Origin of the sequence: Paenibacillus sp. D2_2 (assembly GCF_031199965.1) — a bacterium.
In the GTDB taxonomy this organism is placed as follows: domain Bacteria; phylum Bacillota; class Bacilli; order Paenibacillales; family Paenibacillaceae; genus Fontibacillus.
This window is the reverse complement of the sequence record NZ_CP133605.1, coordinates 1509496-1527501: the sequence shown is the minus strand read 5'-3', so window position 1 is coordinate 1527501 and position 18006 is coordinate 1509496. Positions and strand designations below refer to the sequence as shown.

Annotated in this window: 22 protein-coding genes and 5 pseudogenes; 2 read left to right on the top strand and 25 right to left on the bottom strand. The window is 43.4% G+C overall.

Translation table 11 applies throughout. The annotated features are described in order from the left end of the window. Positions 1-15 precede the first annotated feature (15 nt). Entirely contained in the window at positions 16-663 is a 648-nt protein-coding gene (locus RE628_RS07615) for a 3'-5' exonuclease (protein ID WP_309158213.1), read from the top strand. 23 nt (positions 664-686) lie between these two features. Here the strand turns inward: RE628_RS07615 and RE628_RS07610 are convergent, their stop codons facing one another. From RE628_RS07610 to RE628_RS07570, 10 genes and pseudogenes are all read right to left on the bottom strand, one after another. Further along, on the bottom strand, positions 687-1412 hold the full coding sequence (locus tag RE628_RS07610) for a helix-turn-helix transcriptional regulator (protein ID WP_309158212.1): 726 nt from the start codon (positions 1410-1412) through the stop codon (positions 687-689). 19 nt (positions 1413-1431) lie between these two features. Next, complete coding sequence (locus RE628_RS07605; protein ID WP_309158211.1) at positions 1432-1632, bottom strand: HTH domain-containing protein; 201 nt, start codon at positions 1630-1632, stop codon at positions 1432-1434. A 215-nt stretch (positions 1633-1847) separates the two neighbouring features. Next, positions 1848-2369 (bottom strand): hypothetical protein, encoded by a 522-nt coding sequence (locus RE628_RS07600; protein WP_309158210.1) that lies wholly within the window; start codon positions 2367-2369, stop codon positions 1848-1850. Positions 2370-2457: 88 nt separating this feature from the next. Next, a complete protein-coding gene (locus tag RE628_RS07595) occupies positions 2458-2838 on the bottom strand; it encodes a hypothetical protein (protein WP_309158209.1) in 381 nt (126 codons plus the stop codon). Beyond that, complete coding sequence (locus RE628_RS07590) at positions 2835-3533, bottom strand: hypothetical protein (protein WP_309158208.1); 699 nt, start codon at positions 3531-3533, stop codon at positions 2835-2837. Before RE628_RS07590 ends, RE628_RS07595 begins: the two co-directional genes overlap by 4 nt. Before the next feature lie 267 nt (positions 3534-3800). Then, positions 3801-3959 (bottom strand): annotated as a pseudogene (locus tag RE628_RS29535) (hypothetical protein); the annotation flags it as partial. Positions 3960-3961: 2 nt separating this feature from the next. Continuing rightward, positions 3962-4984, bottom strand: a complete 1023-nt coding sequence (gene dgt / locus RE628_RS07585) for a dGTP triphosphohydrolase (protein WP_309158207.1) — start codon at positions 4982-4984, stop codon at positions 3962-3964. Then, positions 4971-5531, bottom strand: coding sequence for a guanylate kinase (locus RE628_RS07580; protein ID WP_309158206.1), 561 nt, complete (start codon positions 5529-5531; stop codon positions 4971-4973). The genes dgt and RE628_RS07580 overlap by 14 nt, the downstream gene beginning before the upstream one ends. 13 nt (positions 5532-5544) lie before the next feature. After that, positions 5545-5873, bottom strand: a pseudogene (locus RE628_RS07575) (nucleoside triphosphate pyrophosphohydrolase). A gap of 36 nt (positions 5874-5909) precedes the next feature. Beyond that, positions 5910-6533: a class I SAM-dependent methyltransferase gene (locus RE628_RS07570; RefSeq protein ID WP_309158205.1), complete on the bottom strand. Its 624-nt coding sequence runs from the start codon at positions 6531-6533 to the stop codon at positions 5910-5912. 212 nt (positions 6534-6745) lie between these two features. Between RE628_RS07570 and RE628_RS07565 the strand changes: the two genes are divergently transcribed. Further along, positions 6746-7612, top strand: coding sequence for a lipoate--protein ligase family protein (locus RE628_RS07565; RefSeq protein ID WP_309158204.1), 867 nt, complete (start codon positions 6746-6748; stop codon positions 7610-7612). A 32-nt stretch (positions 7613-7644) separates the two neighbouring features. Here RE628_RS07565 and RE628_RS07560 read toward each other — a convergent pair whose 3' ends face one another. From RE628_RS07560 to RE628_RS07485, 15 genes and pseudogenes are all read right to left on the bottom strand, one after another. Continuing rightward, entirely contained in the window at positions 7645-7890 is a 246-nt protein-coding gene (locus RE628_RS07560) for a VOC family protein (protein WP_309158203.1), read from the bottom strand. Between the two features lie 329 nt (positions 7891-8219). Then, positions 8220-8303 carry a hypothetical protein gene (locus tag RE628_RS29530; RefSeq protein WP_375143099.1) on the bottom strand — a complete coding sequence of 28 codons (84 nt, stop codon included), beginning with the start codon at positions 8301-8303 and terminating at the stop codon, positions 8220-8222. 100 nt (positions 8304-8403) lie between these two features. Beyond that, on the bottom strand, positions 8404-10572 hold the full coding sequence (locus tag RE628_RS07555) for a coiled-coil domain-containing protein (protein ID WP_309158202.1): 2169 nt from the start codon (positions 10570-10572) through the stop codon (positions 8404-8406). Positions 10573-10610: 38 nt separating this feature from the next. Beyond that, the gene (locus RE628_RS07550) at positions 10611-10832 is read right to left on the bottom strand and encodes a hypothetical protein (RefSeq protein WP_309158201.1); all 222 of its coding nucleotides are present in this window, start codon (positions 10830-10832) and stop codon (positions 10611-10613) included. An 8-nt stretch (positions 10833-10840) separates the two neighbouring features. After that, entirely contained in the window at positions 10841-11623 is a 783-nt protein-coding gene (locus RE628_RS07545) for an ATP-binding protein (protein ID WP_309158200.1), read from the bottom strand. Beyond that, positions 11620-12264, bottom strand: coding sequence for a hypothetical protein (locus RE628_RS07540; RefSeq protein ID WP_309158199.1), 645 nt, complete (start codon positions 12262-12264; stop codon positions 11620-11622). The genes RE628_RS07545 and RE628_RS07540 overlap by 4 nt, the downstream gene beginning before the upstream one ends. A gap of 96 nt (positions 12265-12360) precedes the next feature. Next, positions 12361-13819: pseudogene (locus tag RE628_RS07530) on the bottom strand (hypothetical protein). After that, positions 13804-14190, bottom strand: a complete 387-nt coding sequence (locus RE628_RS07520) for a hypothetical protein (RefSeq protein ID WP_309158195.1) — start codon at positions 14188-14190, stop codon at positions 13804-13806. The pseudogene RE628_RS07530 and the gene RE628_RS07520 overlap by 16 nt, the downstream one beginning before the upstream one ends. After that, complete coding sequence (locus RE628_RS07515) at positions 14163-15119, bottom strand: Toprim sub domain-containing protein (RefSeq protein WP_309158193.1); 957 nt, start codon at positions 15117-15119, stop codon at positions 14163-14165. Before RE628_RS07515 ends, RE628_RS07520 begins: the two co-directional genes overlap by 28 nt. Before the next feature lie 217 nt (positions 15120-15336). Beyond that, on the bottom strand, positions 15337-15585 hold the full coding sequence (locus RE628_RS07510; protein ID WP_309158191.1) for a hypothetical protein: 249 nt from the start codon (positions 15583-15585) through the stop codon (positions 15337-15339). A gap of 88 nt (positions 15586-15673) precedes the next feature. Then, a complete protein-coding gene (locus RE628_RS07505; RefSeq protein ID WP_309158190.1) occupies positions 15674-15805 on the bottom strand; it encodes a hypothetical protein in 132 nt (43 codons plus the stop codon). 19 nt (positions 15806-15824) lie between these two features. Then, positions 15825-17014: pseudogene (locus RE628_RS07500) on the bottom strand (DUF4317 domain-containing protein). Positions 17015-17112: 98 nt separating this feature from the next. After that, a pseudogene (locus tag RE628_RS07495) lies at positions 17113-17681 on the bottom strand (hypothetical protein). Beyond that, complete coding sequence (locus RE628_RS07490) at positions 17663-17824, bottom strand: hypothetical protein (RefSeq protein WP_309158188.1); 162 nt, start codon at positions 17822-17824, stop codon at positions 17663-17665. Before RE628_RS07490 ends, RE628_RS07495 begins: the two are co-directional and overlap by 19 nt. Further along, a complete protein-coding gene (locus tag RE628_RS07485) occupies positions 17811-17957 on the bottom strand; it encodes a hypothetical protein (protein ID WP_309158186.1) in 147 nt (48 codons plus the stop codon). The genes RE628_RS07490 and RE628_RS07485 overlap by 14 nt, the downstream gene beginning before the upstream one ends. Positions 17958-18006: the final 49 nt, after the last annotated feature.

Here is an 18006-nt window from a genome sequence, read left to right as displayed (position 1 = left end):
AGAGGAGTATTCTATATGTCAACGTACATCATTTTCGATTTAGAATTTACGGTCGTACGCAAGCATTATCATCTCGCGGATATTATTGAAATCGGTGCGATTAAATGTAGAGAACAAGACGGCACCCCCGTTATAATCGATAGATTTCAATCTTATGTAAAGCCATCCCGGCAATATAAGTTAACACAGGAGACCACACCGTTTACAGGAATTACTCAGGAGCAAGTGAATCAAGCCCCCTCTTTTCCCGAAATGTTAGAAGTCTTTCTGGAATGGATCGGGGATGAATGCTATTATCTCTGTGCATGGGGGCCAGATGATAAATACCAGCTCATCCAGCATTGTCGTTATCACAATATTCCCTTGGATTGTCTACAAAATTATAACGACATACAGCTCGCATTCACTCGGCTCCACAGTCCAGACCATCGACAAAGGTTCGGACTGAAGAGAGCTCTGGATCTATTGCAACTTCCATTTGTCGGAGAACCACAACGGGCATTGAATGATGCCTTTAATACAGCCGTCATCTTCACTTCAATCTTTCCAAATATCAATATGGTTGAGAACAATGCTGCGGAAGATCAATTGTACGTCTCGGAACTGGTGTATTCAACGGGCAGGAGGAGAACCTTCCATTCAGTCAACTGGCTAAGCTGCTAGGAATGGCGTGATAGCGCTATTCCTTATTCTCGCTCATATAACTTACTCCATTGACTCAACCGTTCCTTCATAAACTTCCTGTAAGACGTTGGCGCCAATATCTCAGCATCTGGGCCGTACTGGCTGACCCAATTGATAAACTCGCGGTCATGGTTCAGGGTCACCTCGAACAAAAGGCTACCATCCGGCAAATCCGTCATTCTTGGTCGTACGAACATTTCCTCTTCTTTAATGTAACGCGCTACATTCGGTGAGAATTTTACTTTGAATTGGATATTCTGATCCCTACGTTCAATCGACCAAGTATTCTTCAGATAACTCTTAATGTTGAAATCTCCACGATTAAATTTGCGGCTGGTGATCTCCATCGAACGAAATCTGCTTAATCGAAATGTACGAATATCCTCCGCCTGATGACAATACCCTATTAAATAGAAGCGCTGTTCTCTTGGAACAAGATAGTATGGATCAATTTCGCGTTCTGTTCGCTCATTCCTGCTCTGCGTATGGTATATAGCCGTAATGGTCTTCTCTTCAACAATCACTTGGATCACTTGAAACAAGTAATTGGGTGCATCTTCCCGGTATGCTGGAGAACCCATCTGAATAATATCTATAACTTGCTGTAAAATTTCCCGGTCTCTACTCTTCTGTCGAAAATGAGCTGCCATCACCTTGTCATAAGCTGTATCGAATCCAGGTGGCATATTACTCTGATCAACAAAGGAAGGCAGCATGGAAAACACCATCGCCTCCTGCTGTGTCCAGTTAAACGGAAATAAAGCGAAATCCCCCGCCCTTTCCATATCCGTTATTCGTAATTGGGGCTAGAACATCGAGTGAACGTAGATCCCGATAGATTGTTCTCTCATCCGTCTCACATCTGTCCGCTAGTTCCTTGGCATTAATTCCAGGCCTTGCTTGAATAGCGTAAATTATCTTAAACCATCTAAACAATTTGTCTGACATAGTTCAAATCTCCTACTTCGGGTTTTATTATTATACATACTTCGACGATTACCACATATGTCCTTCCATAGAACTGGGGATCATTAGTCAATAATAGATTTATATTCAGATTATGAAATAAAAAAAGAGCGCTGACGGAACATCCCCAACGCTCAACAGCTCAGTATTCATAAAAATCTAATTTCAAAGATAGATCCGTTAGACCAAAGATGAACCTATTCGTAAGGATTAGATCTAAGACTCATTCCTGGATTCACAAGTGACAACATGTATTGATATTCTTCGAACGTGTCCGATAGTCTAGTTAATAACTCATCATCCAACTCAATCGGAAATGCCTCACCCTCCTTAAAAATGCAAGAGGGAACGGCTCCTTCTAGTAGAGGAACGGCAGATTCCGTTCTGAGATATCCTTTATGCTGCCACATCGACTCCACAATCGGGTTTACATCTCTACCTACAACCTTTTGAAACAGAGGTGTAACAATTAATGAAAATCCGTCAACCCATTGATTGTTATTGCTTAAGAGCTTTTTCTGACTAATCCAAAGGTAAAAGGGGCCTTTCAATATTTTTTGAGATCTCTGCTTGGACAGTGTATCGATCGCTGATAGATACACATTCCGCATATGCTCATTGATCGAATCCTCACGCCTGTCAGCTAATATAGACAAATCAAATTGGTATGCCCACCCTTGGGATTTCAGCACTTTATCGGTTAATTTAGCGGTCTGCATTAAACACATCTCCTTCATTAAATTAATCTGAACTTCTAAATTTGACCTTCGATCTCTTAAGTAAATCTAACCTTTACTGCAACAAAATTTATTCTTTGTAATTAATCATTATCAGAATCTTCTGATTTGTATTTTGTGCCTTTACAGCTGAATCCCTTATTTGATATGCGGCAGCCGACCTGATTTGATCATCGTCAGAGTTGTTTTGGATAATTTGCCATTGGTAAACATCAAGTACCGTTTCAACAAATTCAGTTATCAATTGTGCGAGCATCTTGTCTTTACTAGACCAATAATTAGATGCGAATTCTAAATCAAGTTCAACTTGGTTAAAATCAATATCCGAAAAAATAGAATCTATTTTTTCGCTATTAGAAGAATCGTGACTTATGACCTCAAGCAAGGTTTTATAACGGTTAAAAAAATCATTTTTTAACGCAATCAGTTCATCACGGGTAGTATATTTCATTGTTTCTTTTTGGGCACATTTGAGTTGGTTCGTGGTGTATTGTTATTTATAGTTTCAATATAATTGCTATAATAGTTGCTAATTTCCTCTGGCTCGTAGATTGTTGGACTTCCTGTAAGTTGCATTGCAATACCTTGAACTATATTATCTTTTGTGAAAATGATAATGTCATAAAAATCAAAAGAATATGTATAACCTAAGTAACCATCCTTTACACTTTCCTTTTTTACAGTTTCTCCAAGAACATTTTCAATCTTCTGCTCTTCATCTCCAACATGTAAGTTTACATTCAGCCCTATACCCGGCTCATCGGTGACAATATAGTCCAGAATACCTCCCCCTGTAAAATATAAATCAAGGGACTTCGATTTGAACCTATATCGCATATAACTATCATCGATTTCTGAATCTTTCGGTAGTTTTCCAACAACCTCAGAGAATGGTACACCCACCTTCCACCCTTCAATTAATAAATCTTTGGGCAACTTAAAATTTTTCTGATCATTTTCTTCAGTGACAACAGTAGAGGCAACATTTGTTGGCTCAGAATCTAATGGCTTGAAGTTGTCCTCATTTAATTGTGATTGTTGAATTTGATCAGAATCCGAGATCGTATTCTCGAATTTATTATCAGCCCCGCATCCTGTTAAAATAATTGAAATAATCCACGTTCCAATAAGCCACTTAAGCTTCATGCATTTCAACTCCCCTTTTATTCTGATTCCTCGACGAAAAACCTTTTATGCAACTTTTTCCTACTTCAGATTTACTATACACAGGCATTTCGTAGAAATCTAAAGGGACCTTTAAGTAAAAAATTCACGTTATATCACTATACAACGTGATATAACGTGAATTTTTGTTCCATAACAAAAAACGTGAACTAATTTGACTTTATACATTATCAAATCAATTCACGTCGTATAGGAACAAAACCATAACTCGCCCTAAAAATATCTGATTTACATTAATCTTTCTAATTCCCCAGTCCCATAATATTTTTCATACTCATGCATTGCAAATTGATCCATCATACCTGATATAAAGTCAATAATATTACGTCTGCGCTCAGTATCGTCCTCAAAAATACGGTACTCTGGTGGTAGTAACTTCAGGTCTTCGTTTAAGTGTTCATCCTTATATACCTCGTAGAGCCCACGGAGTACTTTCTCCCCTTTTTCTCATACAATTGAATGGACGGACGCCGCATAATAAGAGAGAACACGAGCATTTTCAAGCCTTCTGCCAATTTATTGTGTTCTCTGTAGAATAATCTGTCTTTCTCTTGGTCGTAAAATATATCACGGATTAATCGATTGACAATCTTTGATGTTAGTTCCTTCCGAAAGAGGAACGAATACTCCTCCGAAGATTGGAAATAAACCCCCTTCTTCGCAAAATCCCTACATTGATTCACAATTGCATTAAGTTCGTCATATGCCTCTCTATATTTCTCACTAATTTGAAACTCATACAGCAAATCGTCTATAGTGAACAAGTGTTGACTGAGGCAATCTTCCAAATCATGAGCGGCATAAGCGATTTCATCCGCTAAATCCATAATTTGCATGTCAATGGTAGCTACTTCCGGCAAGTCAATTTTGTGCTCCTCAAGTACACTACAAATTTCTTGATAGTCCTCGTCGTAAATAAACTTTTTGTTTTTACCATTTTCATACTTCCGAAAATATTTTATTACTCCGAGTTGTGTACGAAACGTTAAATTCAATCCACGGAAGGCGTGGTGCTTTTTCTCAATACCGATATCCTGTACGAGTTCGTTCAATATCATTTCACCATGATGACCGATTGGTGGATTACCCAAATCGTGTGCTAGGGCGCAAGCCTCTACAACAAAGGTATGATCTACTTCCATATCAGAAGCAATGCCGCGAGCGATTTGCGCAACCTCCATACTATGAGTCAAGCGGTTTCGTATAAAGTTATATCGTTCTATACCAAGTAGTTGCATCTTACCTTGAAGACGACGAAAAGAAGATGAGTACAAAATACGAGCATAATCCCTTGCATAGGCATCGCGTCCACGATCGTCTCCATCCACCTCATTCAGCCGAAAATCCATTCCATCTAATTTCTCGTTCCACTGCTTAACAAAATCAATAGTTAATTCATCATAATGTGCCATGTTGTTTCTCCAACCCTTCTTTGAGATATTGAACAACTTGATCAATCTTTTCCTTATTCCAATATGTATTGTTTAAAACGAGATCACAGTGCGACAACGCATCGATTTCTAATTCAAATGTTTCGAGACGTGCATTTATATCCGAGGTACTATGGCCACGAGCTTCAAGACGCTGCGCACATTCATGTCGTTCTGCCTTTACTCCTATAATCAGTATTTTGTCATTGAAAAACTGTTTAATCTTTTTAGCTCCGGCCTCATCCAAAATAACTGATCTTCGCTCCGACTTGTGGAAAATATCTTCAAGCAACTGTATTGGAGTACCGTAAAAATTCCCATGATATTGTGTCATTTCTATCATCTGACCTTGTTCATACAGTCGCTGCATTTCTTCTTTTGTTCTAATAAAATAATCAACTCCGTCAATCTCACCTTCGCGCGGCAGACGTGAAGTCCAAGTCACAACGCGGGGAAGTCCCAATTTAATCTGAATTGTACTTTTCCCTGACGCACTTGGCCCTTGAAGAACGACTAACAATATTGACATAATATCCTTCACCTCACAATTCCAGTGATGCAACATTCTTGAAATTACTATAATGTAATCTATCGCGCTTCTGCACTTTTTCACTACACAACTGATTCAGTTCTTGCTCTGTAGCTCCATGAACTGTTGCCAAAGCATAAATAACCTCAAGCATATCTGCTAGTTCCTTGGAAGCCTCCTGATCCGTTTCCGCTGTTATGTATTCCTGATGCTCTTCCTGCAGTTTTTTTCGAAGTTCTATAATATATTTCTCCATGTCCAACGTCTTCATGGTATACTGCTTCCCTGTGCTCCGATAATTTCCGGGATTAGATCCCGGACAAGCTTATTATAAACTGGCATGATGTCGTTACTCCCCTCTCTAATCATAGAAGTAAGCTAATAGTTTCTAAGCAACATCGCTTGAAAATGGGGATTTCCTTCCCCCATATCTCTTATATGAAAGTCTTCGATTTGAAAATGACGCTTGATGATCTGTTGAATCTCCAAATCTGGGTACATAGCAAAGTACCTCTTAGGCTTATAAGGATCCTGCATCCAAATACCATCGGTGGAAATCCCCCCATAGAGCCCTAAGTAGAATAAGGAGTTTGGCTTCAAAATGCGCTTAATCTCCGCAAGGACACCAGGAAGCTGAGCTTTCGGTACATGCAACAAGCAATTCATGGCATAGACCGCATCATAGGATCGATCTGCAAAATCCAGCTGGTAAAAATCCATTACCCTAGCATCCAATCCCTTTTGTAAGCACAAATGGACCATTTCTTCCGACAAATCCACAGCTGTAACATCAAATCCCTGCTCTTTAAAAAATAAGCTATCCCGTCCGGGACCCGCTCCAATTTCTAGAATACTTTGTACCTCATTCGATCGGAATGCACCTAACACTTTATCTCTTTCCTCAGTCTTCCAATCTTCCAATTGTGCTGAATCCCGGAGATCGGCATGATTGTCATATGCCTCCCGAAGAGACAATTTGATGCTTAAATTATCTTCACTCATTAATATGGAACCTCCCCAGATATAAGCCAGCGAATTCCGGATCATCTTCTTTACTTTAAGATCTATCCTAGCACATTTTTTAATGGCTACCCTTATTTATGTCATCGCTAGAGGACTTACGACGAGTCTCTCGTTTTCCGTAACGAACTCATCCGTGTTAAGATACGAATAGATTGGATTTCTGTTTTATGCTTTATAAGGGGGTCGTAGAATTGGCAGAATGTAAGACTTCATTTCATTCGGATGGACTAGACAATATCCTACTGCTAGATCGCACGCAACACCTAGAGGAGTCTGACATTCTGTATCCTTTTGCATTGGATGAGCTGTTGTGCAGACATACAGGCAAGGGAGGTCCCGCTGTATGTCATCTATGGCGCCATCCGAGAGGCTTCGTAATGGGACTGCGTGACAGCAGACTGCCGCATGCAGCAGAGGCGCAGAAATGGCTGGAATCGCTTGGCTACTCGACGGCTGTCCGGAGCACAGGCGGGGCTGCCGTGCCACTCGATTTGGGTGTTGTGAATATTTCCCTAATCCTTCCGAAGGAAGGTCTTGGCGATAAATGCTTCCGCTCCGATTATGAGCGTATGTATCAGCTAATCAAGCTTGCCCTGCAGAATACGGGCTACACGGTCGACAAAGGTGAAATTGATGGTGCATACTGCCCTGGCGATTATGACCTCAGCATAGGCGGTATCAAATTTTGCGGCATTGCGCAGCGTCGTCAAGCTCATGCCTTTGTCGTACAGGCATTCGTCATATGCGAGGGTTCGGGTAAGGAGAGCGCAGGGCTCGTCCGCGCCTTCTATGAGCGTGCTGCATTAGGGGTGGCGCATGTGGATCATCCTATCGTCACCGAAGATAAGACGGGCAGTCTGGAAGAACTAGCTTCGCTCAGCAGCAGTGTTGGCAGCGGTGCGGCGCAGGTATTCATAGAGTCTATTAAACAAGTGATCCGGGAACGCCAATCCAAACTTAGTCTCGAACAAGCTGCCTTAGGATTATGGCTTCCAGAGCCAGAACAAGTGCATGCCGTCATCCATACGCTGCGTGAACGTTACGGAATCAAAACGTGAGAGTGAATAGGTGAGAATACTGACTATTTGTCCTATCCCTTATACTGTACAAGATCAAACCGATTTCCATACAAGTCTTGAAAAACAACTTCAACTCCCCAAGGAACATCACTCGGTTCACCAAGGAAATGAACACCTTTTGATTTCATTTCCTTGTAATCACGGCGGTAATCATCCATATGAATCATCAGGAACAAATGGTTGACAGATTGAGTTTCTAAACGCTCCAGCCTTTCGTGCGTATCAGCCAATTTATCTGCAATTTTAACTTGCTTCAAATTCGGTTCAGCCGTGGCTCTGCTTCGTTAAGTTAATTGTAGTCTTTTATCATACGTCAGCCTTTATTTATATTTTGGATATTCTGATTTTAGGATGGAAAAGGCTTATAATTCGCCCTTCTCCAATTTCTCAATCGAGGTGGAAAGATCGATACCAAGCAGGGCTGTTTCTTCTGGTTCACGAAGAACAGGCAGTATTTTGCACGTCGGGAAGTTTTCTTCCAGTACGTAATCATCGATCCGTCGCTGATACTTAGGCTTCCGTTGTTTTGCAAGCCCCTCTGTAAAGAGTATTTTGGCTCTCAGGGCTTCAAATGAATAGCTCCTGCCTATAAGCGGTTAATGACACGGATAAGGTTATTCAGAGACTCCGTAAAATCGTTGGTGGTGCGGTGGTCGAAGTAGGTGAATATTTCAGCTTCCCCGTGCGCTGACCCGGCGTAATTTTTGTTCCATATAAAAAACGAGGATTATTTCGACTTTCCACATTGTCAAAATAATCCTCGTTTTTAGTCACCCCCGCCTCACAATCCCCGTCACCTTACTCCGCGGTACGGTCGGATCATGATGGACGATATACGCTTTGTAGAAGCGTTCCAGGTAAGAGGGTTCGTGGGATTTCGGGGTGAGAATAATGAGCTTGCGTTCGAGCTCATGTACGTAAAGATCGAATACTTTGAGCTTACGCTGTTCGTCAAGAGCACTGTCGAATTCGTCTAGTACGATGAAGCCTGGGGCTGTCTGCAAATTTTGCAACAGAGCCAGCGCGAACAATAATGAGCTTAAGGATTCTTCCCCGCCGGATACGCCTTTGCCGACTTTCCCGCCTCTGGCTTTGACGCTGACATCCTCAAGCGCTCCACGATGCCCTTCCTTGCGGGCTTTGATGAATAGATTGAAATGAGTGCGCTGCTTACGATCCTCATAAGACTCCCAATCAATCTCACCTTCAAATTGAAATAGGCTCATATAAGAACTGAACCGCTGCCGAATCTCAAGCACCCGCATGTTAATGGTCGTCTCAAGCGCATTTTTTAGCTCATCCGTACGAATCTGGTCCTCTTCGAACAATACCTTCGTCCGGTTGTACTCATTCTGTAATCGCTCATATTCCTCCTGGACGACCCTATAATTCTCAGGTGCAGCTGGATCAATCCCCTGTTCTTGTCTAGCATAATCGAACTCAATCTTCCCCTTCTCCCTACCTTGCCGCAACTCAGAAATAGTACGCTTGCTAAGAGATGATTCCGCGAGATTAGACGTATGCGTAGCCACAACCTCGTTATATATGTCCGGAATAAGCTGCTTCACCTCTTCAATCTCTTGAATGCTGCTGATTCGTTCTTGCTGAGCCACGTTCCGGTTATCTATGGTATTCTCCAATTGCTTACTCATCTGATTCAGATTCCGTTCTTGCTGCTCCTTCAGATCCCGAACATCCCCCAGCTCCCGTTCTTTCTTCTTCCTCTCACGTCCCAGCCGATTCAACCGCTCCTCCGCTTGCTCCAATTGAATCTCCAGCTTCTCCAGCTGCGCCTTCAGATCGTTCAAATGTCGTTTACTTTCATTCAGTGCTTCATATTTATCCTTCAACTGTCCAAGCTGTACGTAGAAATCCGACTCCACTTGAAGCTCTTGCTCCAGACGACTCAAGCGTACTTCCTCTTCGTTATACCGGATACGCTCTTGTTCCAGTTGCTGAATACGGTCCTTAAGCTCAAGAACCCGTACATTCTCATCATCGAACTTCCTGATCCGCTCCGTCCGCTCATACTCCTTCGTCATGAAGGCTTCCGATTCACGCACCCGCTGGATCATACTGCTTAGAGTCTGATATTCTTGCGTACTCTGCCCAATCCGTTCCCTAAGCTCTTCGCTCCGCCGCTTCAGATCATCAATCTGCTGTGTGAGCTTCTCTTTACGAAGCCTTAGCGCCCGTTCACTTAGGATATAACGCCCCTTCTCCTGCGAACCACGAATCCCCATCGGATCTATCAGTACCCCGTGCCGAGTCTGGAACATTCCATCTATGAAAAATTGCTCAATCCACCACAATGCCTTCATCGCATAAGGAACCCATTCTTCTTCCAGCCCCTCCTTGACCTTCACATGTAGATCTGGCAACTCTGTAATAGAACGGTCTGGCACCACTTTGCGCAACGGAACATGGTACAGATCATTAGGCGGTTCCGTCATCATTCCATCGAAGAAAATCGTATACTTTATCGCATCAAATCGTTCTTCCCACTTCAAATGAGCTGACGCATCCAATTCAACCAACTCGCTTAGAGTGAATGCCTGTACCCCTTTTACGCGAAAAAAATCCAGCGACTCCATCTGCCGCACCGACCAGTCTTGTGCTTGTTCCAGACGAACGAGTTCTTCCTCTAATTGACCCATCTCTTGCCGTTGACCATGCAATTGATCCTTTTCCCTCTGGATAGAGCTATCAAGCTGATTCAACCGTTCCTGAACAAAGTGGCTACTCTTATATTGGGCAAGCCGCTCCTTATGCTCCAGCTCCATCTTCTTATCCCGATCTATCTCAACCTTTAATTCGGAAATTAACATGATGCGTTGATCTTTCGAACCATTACATTTTCTCTGTTCCTGCTCTCGCAACTCTTTCTCACGAATGGCTTCGCTTAATTGTTGCTTCGTCTCCGCCAGTTGTTCCTTCACTTCATCCTCCGTACGACGGATACGTTCCTTCTCCTTACTTACATGCTGCAGCTCAGTTTCCAGCCCCTTACAGCTGCCGCCGTCTCCTTCATCTCATCCCTTAGGTGCTGCAATGTCTCCTCAGTTCGATCCAGCTCTTGCTGAGCCAGCTCCATTTGCTCTCCCTGCGCATTCAGCTGCTCTAATACCACTGCCTCACGTGTTCCCAACTCATTCATACCGTCCCGCTGCACATCGATATCCAGCTCCAACTGCTCCATCTGACCGCTCAGTTGCTCTTCTTCCGCCGATAATAATCCTCCAGCTGAAGCAATGATCGCGAGTATAATTGTCCGCCTTCCAAGAGACGTCTGCGGTTCTCCTCATAACGCTGCAACGCAGTGCTCTGAATATTCAGTATTTGCTTCTTGTACTGAACATTTGTCTCAGAAGTACGCAACGTTTCCTGCGTCTCCTTCAGCTTCTCGATGCTCTCTTCCCAGCTCTGCTGCGCCCGATCAATGCCGTGCATTTCAGCAAAAATCCGGAATCGCTCCTGCGGGTCCATAACGGCGAATTGGTTCACTTCCTGCTGGTACCAGATTAAGTAGAACATGTCCGGATCAATTTTGTATTTATACTGCAAATCCTTCTTATAGGCCGTAAAATTATATTGGCGATCTCCAGATGTATAACGAACGGTGTTCTCCCACTGATCAGGATCATCCCCGGAGGCAATGAAGAATTCTTTCTTAACCGGTTGTCCCGGGTCCTGATAGATACGCAGCGTAAATTCAATATAGTCGGGGGCATCCAGCCGATCAAGACCTTCATTTCTGAACAAAAGGCGAATATGCGCCTTCCACGGCTCGTCCGCTTGCAGATTACGAGATTTGAGCCCCTCAATATCTACCTTGGACGAATACAGCACCGCACCCATACAATAGGTAATTGTTGATTTTCCCGCCCCGTTAGGGCCTGTAATCAGAACATGCTCCATCTGACCCGCTAGATCCATCACGGTCGGCGAATAATCGCGGATCCCACTGAACCACATTTTCCAAGGTATCATTGTGTCTCCTCATCTCCTTCCCGATATAAGTTGTATCGCTTGAAGAACTTCAGCACTTCTTCCTTGCTCAACTGGTTGGATTGACTGAATTCTACCGTTCTACGAAGAAAAGAATCAGAGAACATATTCACACCAATCGCCGTTAATTGGTATGCCTTCTCCAATGAATTCGTGTCATATTCCTCAACCGCCCCAATCTTCTTCAAAGGATCTATATTAAGCAGTAATCGCTGATTTGCCTTTGTGGTCTCATGTCCAAAAGCGCTTAGCAATTGATCGAACAGCGTGAATTCATGCTGCAGCACCTCTTGTTGATAGAACATGAACAGCAGGACCGCCAGACTTTCCTTCGACAGTGTACTACGTGCAGCCCTAGCAGAGACACGCATCATCGCTATAACCTGGTCTCTTTTCTCATCGTAGATTACTTGGAAATACCGACCTACAGCCTGATTGATCCGCGTTATGAAGGAATAAAAGGCTTCATCCTGATCTGTGATCCGTAGCTGCTTCTCAACTTCTTTTCTCGATAGTCCAAAGTTACCTGCACGCAGCGTGGCTGATGATGAGAATAAAATATTCATGAATGCCAGTTCCTCGTCTTGCGCAAGTATGCCTTTCAGAGATTGCAGCACATTCAAGGAATACGGGAGGACTCATCCGTTATAAAATCAATATCCTTAGACTCGCCACTCTCTCCTGCCTCTATTTCAGAATTAAAAGTACTTATCTCATCGCTATTCATGCGCTCCATCCCCTTCCTCTGTCGTATCTTTCTCTGTTGAGCTCACTCGACCAGTACCTCTTTGCTTCGCCATTTGTCTCCGATCCTCTTGCAGCATCCAGTCCCACATTTTATTATCGAACTGCTTATTCTGAAGCTCATCTTCTGTAGCAGGCTCCACCGAAATGCGCTTACTGCCTATTAGAGCGGCGACGGCAGTTAATGCATTAATCGCATCCCCCATGCCGGAGAAGTCGACTCTATCACCACTTGTTCAATCGGTGCTTCATGCACCTGATCCATATATACCTCGATCTCCTCGGTGCGAATCATTGATTTCGTCAGCAGCCATTCTGATTGTCCGATCAAATCTCCGACTTCGTCAGCGGTAACTTCCTCTGCTACATACTCTTCTTCCTCATCCTGTACGGAGACAGGGTCAACTATAGGCTCGTAAGTCTCCAGATAGTGAACCGCCTCGTCAATCGCTGCCGCCGATAGAGGTGAAGCAAACTTTACAGGAACCCACATTCCATCTTCCGCTTCTCCCGGGTACTGATCTTGTTCCATAAAGCTCATCAGCTGATGGCTGTTCGGAATATCGGACTCTATCGGAGGGTCATACATCTTCATGATGAATTCTCGGACCTTCTCGGGATGGATCGTCGAGGAGAGCATCGTCTGCTGCATCGTTGTGAATTTCAAGTACTTATGAATCATCCCGAGACTCAGATTCGTTCCTTCGGCCAGGGCAGTCGTTCCTTGCTGCATCAAATCGCTCAAGACCAGACTATCCTCCAACGTCTGAAATTGACGAAAACGCTCATTCAACTTGACATCTAACTCCTGCATGAGCTGATGAATCAACTCAAGCTGTGGCAGAGCCCCACGATCGGCCAGCATCTCTAGCTCCCGCTCTCTCATCAGTTCGATCGCATTCTCCAGATTTCGAATCATACTGGCGATCCGATTGCCTCCCGAGATGCCATGATCATCATAGGCTTCACTCAGTTCCGCATCACGCCTAGCCTGGAACAGGGATCTGCCAATATCATCATGCATGTAGTAGGCTAGCGAATCATTGGCGAGACGGATCAAGGCGTCCATCATTCTTTTGCCGACATCGCGCATTTTCAATTGCCTGGATTGCTTGGAGATCCAATTATATTTAACCAGCACATTAATAATCTGCTCAACACGTTTACGGCTTGGGGGTTCGGGTCCTTATAGCGATTCCGGTACCTGTAGAATAATGTGTCTGAATTCTCAATAGGCTCATCAAGTCCTAATGCTTCTTCATTGATCAGTTGAATAATGCGCAAGAATCGCAATATCTCCGCAGGTGTCTGAAAAGCATTTTGCGATCCCAGATCGCTTAACACGCCTGAGAGATACGCAATATCCCGCATCGACTGATGTATTTCCGCAGAGGTCTCTTCTGTTTCAAATATAGATATCAGTGGTCGATCCATCGATTCCACTCCTTGTATCCTCCCAGCACTTGCTCCTGCTCTAAGGAACTCTCCTGCAGCAGCTTCTTCATATAGGTTTGGTAATCCATCCAATTCGTTATGATCTGATGATCATGACAAATCCACTTTAACATAAGCCTACTGGCCGAGACCGCCTCCATCATTTCCCTGGCAATGCCAAGACCATCTTCATCATAGTCACTCCACATCAACACCTGTTTAATCGAGCTATTAGCAACCAATTGGTGAATCAGTATTTTGTGTGAGCTACGGATATGCCCATCCACACACATAATCAAGCAATCTGATTTCTTAGCAAAATGTTGGTCTGCGGCGATTCGGGTCAGAATCCGCGGTTCTCTACCAACCAAAGGGTTGATGCCGTGGTATGGTAATCATCCTGTGCAACAGCTAGATCCGTCAATGCATGAACTGGACCTGAACGATGGACAGACCATTGTCCCTCTAAATGGCCCGAAAAATAAATAGGGGTAATCTGACCGGGACTGATCAAACCGAGGCTGGTTGTCAGTTGTCCTGCCCATAGTTCCAGCGTTCTGATGAATTCATCTTTGTGTGTATCAAAAACTTTAGAGCCTCCGATTTCCCCATAATACTGCGCGCCAATCTCTTTCCAATCAAAAACAACTTGCTTGGCCGATATCAGAATAAACGCCAGTACAAAATGCAGATATTGAATTCTCTTCAAATTACTCCATTTAGCTGGAAAAGGCTCTGCCACCTCTAGATCATCAATGGTTAGTCTGCTATGCGAAATGAGACGGCTTTGCAAAAGAGATAGTAGATCCTTCTTATCACTCTGTATCTCCTGATCCCCTTGTCTCTGTAATCGTTCCGCTCTCAACCGACAGCATTCGAGCTGTTCCATTAGCTCTGCTCTCTCTTGCTCTTGTCTCTGCTGCTGCAAAGCGAACAAACGATACCCCATACGATAGCAAAGCTTGTCGATCGTTCTTCCATCCCGTTTCAACCGCATCTCCTTCATAATCCAACCCGAAGAGAGCCACTCGAATGCTTTCGTCTCATCTATTAGAGCAACCCGGCGTCCAGGTGTCCACTTGAGCAAGTCAGGATCCGGGACAGATATATCGTTCCCATGGTGTATATCCGTTGCTAACGTTAATACGCCTACTTGTCGATATGTGCGAGCCGTCCGTTTAACAATTGAGATATCTATGATTGAATTCACAGGTCTCTCAAGATTTTCTGGAGATAACTCTTCTCCGCTTCGTAAAATATGTTGTTGCAAATATCTCAATAATGGCTCTTGTCCATCCACTTTCTCTCAACTCCCTACTGAGGAAGTAATCTTGATCGCATATTTGTACGACCATACTCACGTTCATTCTAGCAAAAATACGATGCTCACGCAGTGGGACATTCTAGAAGGCGATTTTATATGTTTGTTACACTAACGGGATAATTACTTTCTCTATAAAAAACGTGAATTAATTTGACTTTTCACATTATCAAATCGATTCACGTCTATTAATCACTCAAATATTCTCATTGCCAAGCCTATCAACCATCAACCCAATTAATTTATCTACCAACTCTTGTCCATTCTCCCCCGGTCTCAAGCAGTAAGCCCCCATTTGATATTTCTGATGATATTCATCAGCATACAGGCCTGAATTTTCCTTACCTGGTGCCGGTGTAACAATATACACTTCTTTGACGGCTCTACTGCCATCTACTTCTCTTACGATTCCGTCGCGATACTTATGCATCTCACCAAGCGCCATGGGGAGGTTGTGGTCAAGTCGATATTTTGGATCAAAAACATATAATTCCCCTTATGTTCGAAATTCCCAATCTTAACATTAGATGCTCTTAGTTCCTCAGATTGATCTGATAAGTAAAGGCTTCACCTAAATCACTCTCAAATATATCCTTAATATCTTCATTAAGCTTATCTTGTTCCTTTTGTAACAATTGCTCGAATCTTTCAGAAGCTTCATTCACAAGTCTTTCAATAGCAGCTTCAATCCGCCTTTTCCAATAATGTCTCTGTGCTCAGCGTAAAGCCCTCAATGGTGGCATCTTCGTCAACCTCAATCATAATGCAGCGTTTGCCTTGAAAGCTTACCTGCTTAATATACCTTAAATCCTGTGGGCTGATGGTAATCGTGGCTACCTTGGTATCGATCTTGATCGATTTTGACGTGAATTTAGGGATCACGCTGTTCGCCTTCAGTTCATAGTTCTTATCGTCAACGATGGTCTCAAACGCCCGTTCCACGGCTTCCTTTGTGACATTATCTATGCCGCTTGCTGTCAGCACGCGTTCCACATCAGTATAATCCAGCTTCGCAGGTTCTTCCTCATCCTGATGGGATTCAATCACATGATGAATCTCCTCGTATACGTGTGCGATCGTGGCTGAGTCCAGCTGTTCACCCGCCACTTCCTTCACAATGTCTTCAAAGATCCCTCTCTCTTCAAGTGCCGTCACAGACCGTTCCGCATTCAAGACCCAGAGATGAAACGCTCATTCGGATCATTGGATTTCCCCGTACAATAGAGAAGCCGGTTTACGTCGGAATAATTGTCCGTCACACTAGGATAAAAGAATCCTTGCTCCGGTGTGCTGAGCTTGATAATCGGGTCTACAATGATATTGTACTTAAACTCTCTCTCTACATAGTCGAACAAGAGAGCCTTCCGCTGCTTCTCCGTAGAGTTCACGCTGCATAGAATGAACGGATGCCCGAACACTTCGTCATTCCCTGTCTCCTCGGCCTCATCATTCCTCGCCTTGGTCGGTCGGTAGTATTGTCCGCGCACGAACGTAATGACCGTATCCCGTTCATACATCGTGTCCGCCATCATTTTGTCCACGAGCAGCAGCATCAGATCCTGCCACTCGTCCGGATCCCCAGTCTGGATAGCTTGGTGAAGCAGCACCCGCGAAGGGTCTTTCTGATCTTCCGCTTCCTCCTGAAACTTGAGCTCGAACAGCTTATGATCCAATTCGCCGGTCAGCAGTTTTTTGAAATTGCCCATATACAGCTCCTGCTTCTCCCGATCCACTAACCCAAAGGGATTCCGCTCCCAGTGATAGATTTCGTTCGTTTCCTTCATAATGTACACGTTAAGAATATCGTAAATATTCATTAAATGATTATCCAGCTTAAACTGCTTGCGTATGTGCGCGACTTCTTTCTTGTTCATAGTTCGTTAGACAACTCCTAGAATGTAAATTGGCTTTTCCAGTATAAACAAAACAAGAACCCTTCGCTAGAAGAGTTCTCATCATTACTTTTTTTATTCTAACATGTACTACGCCGTAGTTCATAAAAATACTGCACAATGGGATGCTTTAACTTCATCTTCTCGGACATGTTTAAAATTCGTTTTTTCCCAATTCGTCTGTCCACCAAAGCCAAAATATTCAACAAGATATCATTGCTCTCGATGTTTTCTTCTATAGAAGTAGATAAAAATTGATTAGCTACAACGACAAAATTAGATTTACTTAATGAAGCCTGTGCCGATAAAAGCTCTTTTGCATATTCTGTTATTTTTCTGTTTCTTGCAATGACTTTTAGACGATCCTCTGGAACGGTCCCTTGGTATCCTTTCTGACCGCTTCCATTTCTTCATCGCTGATCGGAATTTGGACATCTGGGTTATTTTTAATTTCCATCTCTGTCTGATACCATCGGATCGAACTCGTTCTATCACTCATTCGGAGTACGTCTTTTTTATCTACAGAAATATAACAAAGCCCTGCTTTATCAGGTAAATAACGATAACCCGTTGCACGGTATTCAACCCTTCCATCTAACGCAGGACAGAGAAAACTCTCCAGTTGTTGCTTCAATTTACTCCAGGACATGGTTCCTCCTCTATATTCTCAAACCCTGCATATCCGTATTTGCGGCTATCAGGCTTTCTTTTTAAATCCCTTATCCCATTAAGCTGAATATCCTTTTCACTATATAGTTTTCCACTATAACGAGTTTCTTCAATAAAATCCACTCCAGCCTTTGGCGTCCCCCGCGCTCCTGAGATCCTGCTGCTTCTGATACTCAATAAACTGCCGCTGAATATCATTTCTTGGGAAGCTCTGGTGTATCAATGTACCGGTCAGGAATCCCAAATCTAGCTCCATTCTCAGTAACCGCCAACGCCCACTCACAATTACTCCATATTTTCTGGAT

Excerpts from the sequence above, each read along its gene's own strand:
- RE628_RS07595 (WP_309158209.1), bottom strand. The coding sequence starts at position 2,838 with ATGAAATATACTACCCGTGATGAACTGATTGCGTTAAAAAATGATTTT.
- RE628_RS07590 (WP_309158208.1), bottom strand. The coding sequence starts at position 3,533 with ATGAAGCTTAAGTGGCTTATTGGAACGTGGATTATTTCAATTATTTTA.
- dgt (WP_309158207.1), bottom strand. The coding sequence starts at position 4,984 with ATGGCACATTATGATGAATTAACTATTGATTTTGTTAAGCAGTGGAAC.
- RE628_RS07510 (WP_309158191.1), bottom strand. The coding sequence starts at position 15,585 with ATGGCGCTTGGTGAGATGCATAAGTATCGCGACGGAATCGTAAGAGAA.
- RE628_RS07605 (WP_309158211.1), bottom strand. The coding sequence starts at position 1,632 with ATGTCAGACAAATTGTTTAGATGGTTTAAGATAATTTACGCTATTCAA.
- RE628_RS07485 (WP_309158186.1), bottom strand. The coding sequence starts at position 17,957 with ATGGAGCTAGATTTGGGATTCCTGACCGGTACATTGATACACCAGAGC.
- RE628_RS07545 (WP_309158200.1), bottom strand. The coding sequence starts at position 11,623 with ATGATACCTTGGAAAATGTGGTTCAGTGGGATCCGCGATTATTCGCCG.
- RE628_RS07580 (WP_309158206.1), bottom strand. The coding sequence starts at position 5,531 with ATGTCAATATTGTTAGTCGTTCTTCAAGGGCCAAGTGCGTCAGGGAAA.
- RE628_RS07615 (WP_309158213.1), top strand. The coding sequence starts at position 16 with ATGTCAACGTACATCATTTTCGATTTAGAATTTACGGTCGTACGCAAG.
- RE628_RS07570 (WP_309158205.1), bottom strand. The coding sequence starts at position 6,533 with ATGAGTGAAGATAATTTAAGCATCAAATTGTCTCTTCGGGAGGCATAT.
- RE628_RS07600 (WP_309158210.1), bottom strand. The coding sequence starts at position 2,369 with ATGCAGACCGCTAAATTAACCGATAAAGTGCTGAAATCCCAAGGGTGG.
- RE628_RS07550 (WP_309158201.1), bottom strand. The coding sequence starts at position 10,832 with ATGGAGCAGTTGGAGCTGGATATCGATGTGCAGCGGGACGGTATGAAT.
- RE628_RS07610 (WP_309158212.1), bottom strand. The coding sequence starts at position 1,412 with ATGGTGTTTTCCATGCTGCCTTCCTTTGTTGATCAGAGTAATATGCCA.